This is a genomic window from Brevundimonas sp., from assembly GCF_018608325.1.
Classification (GTDB): domain Bacteria; phylum Pseudomonadota; class Alphaproteobacteria; order Caulobacterales; family Caulobacteraceae; genus Brevundimonas.
In genome coordinates, this window is sequence record NZ_JABAZW010000169.1 from 1 (window position 1) to 2674 (window position 2674).

Here is a 2674-nt window from a genome sequence, read left to right on the forward strand (position 1 = left end):
GCCCAAATCCAGGGCGACAGCGGTGACCGAGCGGCCTTCGGCCAGCAGGGGCAGGGCGCTGACCAGACAGGCCTGTTGCCGCCAGGCGCCGAAGCTCATGCCGGTCTCGCGGCGAAACCGGCGTGTGAAGGATCGGCGATCCATCGCCAGCTGCCGCGCCCAGTCGTCGATGGTGTCGTGCGGCGCCGGGCGGTCCAGAAACCTGTGGCACAGGGCGGCCAGCGCGGGGCTGACAGGGAAGGGGACGGACAGGGGCAGACGGGGTGCGCGCTCCAGTTCCGCCAGCAGCAGGGCCATCACCAGTTCATCGCGGCCGCCCGGCTCATAGTCGGCGACGATGTCGGACGCCGCGATCAGCAGGCTGCGCAACAGGGCAGGGACGGCGATCACCAGACTTTGGCCGCCCAGGGCGCGGGCGGCGGCTTCATCCAGCAGGACGCTGCGGGTTTCGACATTGCCCACCATGCGCACGGCGTGGGTTATGCCCGCCGGCGTCCAGACCGCGCGTTCGGGCGGCGCGACCCAGGCGCCATGGGCGGTGCTGACCACGATTACGCCGCTGGCGGCGTACAACAACTGGCCGCGGCCGTGGCTGTGGGGCGCCAGTTCGAATGACGGCGGATAGCGGTTGCCGATGCCGACGACTGGGCGCGGCGTCTGATCATAATCGTCAGGATTGATCCAGACCTCGGCCATGTCCCACTCGCAAAAGTGAATGTCCCGACATCGAATGCGGGCCACAGGTCTGTGCGCTATCGCTGACGTCCGAACAAGGTTTGAGTTGATGACGACCGCGCACGCAGATCCCGCCCAGCCCTCGGTGGTGCAAACCACAGTCTTTCCCGTGATCGTGGCGGTCAGCGCCTGTCACCTGCTGAACGACATGATGCAGGCGCTGCTTCCGGCCATCTATCCGAACCTCAAGGCGGCGCTTGGCCTGTCCTTCAGTCAGATCGGCCTGATCACCCTGGTGTATCAGATCACCGCTTCGATCCTGCAGCCTCTGGTCGGGGTCTATGCGGATCGCCGCCCGACGCCGCTGGCCCTGCCGGGCGGCACTCTGTTCTCGCTGGCGGGGCTGGTCGTCCTGTCGGTCGCACACACCTATCCGCTGCTGCTGGTCGGAGCGGCCTTGCTGGGCATGGGGTCGTCGGTCTTCCACCCGGAAGCCTCACGCGTGGCGCGGATGGCGGCGGGGCGCCGGGCCGGTCTGGCGCAATCCCTGTTCCAGGTCGGCGGCAATGCAGGCTCGGCCCTGGGGCCGTTGGCCGCCGCCATCGTGGTGGTTCGTTGGGGACAGAGCAGCCTGGCCTTCTTCGCCCTATTGGCCCTGCTGGCGGGGGCGATCCTGTGGCAGGTCAGCCTGTGGTACCGGGATCATGGCCTGGCTCGTCTGGTCGCCGGGCGCAAACATATGGAGGCTATTGAGCTGCCCAAGGAGACGGCGCGGCGCGGTCTGGCCATCCTGCTGGCCATGATCTTTTCGAAATACGTCTATCTGGCCAGCATCACGAGCTACTTCACCTTCTATCTGATCCAGAAGTTCGGCGTGGACGTCGACACGGCCCAACTGCACCTGTTCGCCTTCCTGGGCGCTGTGGCGGCGGGCACCATGATCGGCGGTCCGATCGGCGACCGTTTCGGCCGCAAATATGTGATCTGGGCTTCGATTTTGGGCGTGCTGCCCTTCACGCTTCTGCTGCCCCATGTCAGCCTGTTCTGGACCGGGCCGATCACGATCATCATCGGCTTGTTGCTGGCCTCGGCCTTTCCCGCCATCGTCGTCTTCGCTCAGGAGCTGGCGCCTGGAAAGATCGGCATGATCTCGGGCCTGTTCTTCGGCTTTTCGTTCGGCATGGGCGGCATAGGCGCGGCGGTTCTGGGCTGGATGGCGGACCTGTACGGGGTGACGACCGTCTATGCGATTTGCAGCGTCCTGCCCGCCATCGGCCTGCTGGCCGCCTTCCTGCCGGACCTGAAGAAGGCACGAGCCAGGGCTGAGGCGACGGCCTGAGCGCCTGTTCAGCTTCGCAAGGGCACGGTGACGACGAAGGCGCTGCCGCCCAGTTCTGAGGGGTGAAGCTGGACCGAACCCCCGTGCGCGTCGGCGGCGTAACGGACCATGGCCAGACCCACGCCACAGCCGCTGGCCGGGGTCGGGCCGCGCTTGAAGGGCTCGAATATGGTCTCTGACAGGGCCGCGTCGATGCCGGGACCGCAGTCATCGACGGTGACGGTCAGGCGCTCGTCATTGGCCTGAAGCTGAACCCGCGCGGGGCCGGGGCAGGCGTGAACGAGGAGGTTCTGCACCAGGGCGACGACGGCCTGACGGATGCGGGTCTCATCCACGACCGCCGTGACCGGGGCGATGCGCCAGTCGACAGTAAAGCCTGCACGACGCAGGGACGGATCCATCAGGCTTTTTATCTCGGTCAGGATGCGGTCGACGGCGACCGGGTGGGCCTGAAGCGCGGGGTCTTCGGCGTCCTCCATCGCGGCCAGATCACCCATCACGCGGGTCAGGGTCTCGACCTGACTGAGCGCCAAGCTTAGCAGCCGGTCGTCATGGGGATAGATGCCGTCCAGCCCGCCCTGCAGATGACCGCGCAGGATCATCAGCGGGGTGCGCAGCTCATGCGAAATGGCGTCGCGCCACTGTTTGCGCTCCTTGGCC

3 protein-coding genes are annotated in these 2674 nt (G+C 66.8%); 1 reads left to right on the forward strand and 2 read right to left on the reverse strand.

The genetic code is table 11. The annotated features are described in order from the left end of the window. On the reverse strand, positions 1 to 696 hold a 696-nt coding region (locus QZ281_RS17035; RefSeq protein WP_292230456.1), incomplete at its 3' end, for a helix-turn-helix transcriptional regulator. An 88-nt stretch (positions 697 to 784) separates the two neighbouring features. On the opposite strand from QZ281_RS17035, the gene QZ281_RS17040 reads away from it, so the two are divergent. After that, the gene (locus QZ281_RS17040) at positions 785 to 2014 is read left to right on the forward strand and encodes an MFS transporter (RefSeq protein WP_292230458.1); all 1230 of its coding nucleotides are present in this window, start codon (positions 785 to 787) and stop codon (positions 2012 to 2014) included. 8 nt (positions 2015 to 2022) lie between these two features. On the opposite strand, the gene QZ281_RS17045 is transcribed toward QZ281_RS17040, so the two are convergent. After that, the coding region (locus QZ281_RS17045; RefSeq protein WP_292230460.1) for a HAMP domain-containing sensor histidine kinase at positions 2023 to 2674 on the reverse strand (652 nt) is incomplete at its 5' end.

Bases quoted from the DNA above. Each gene is read 5' to 3' on its own strand.
- QZ281_RS17040 (WP_292230458.1), top strand. From the start codon at position 785: ATGACGACCGCGCACGCAGATCCCGCCCAGCCCTCGGTGGTGCAAACC.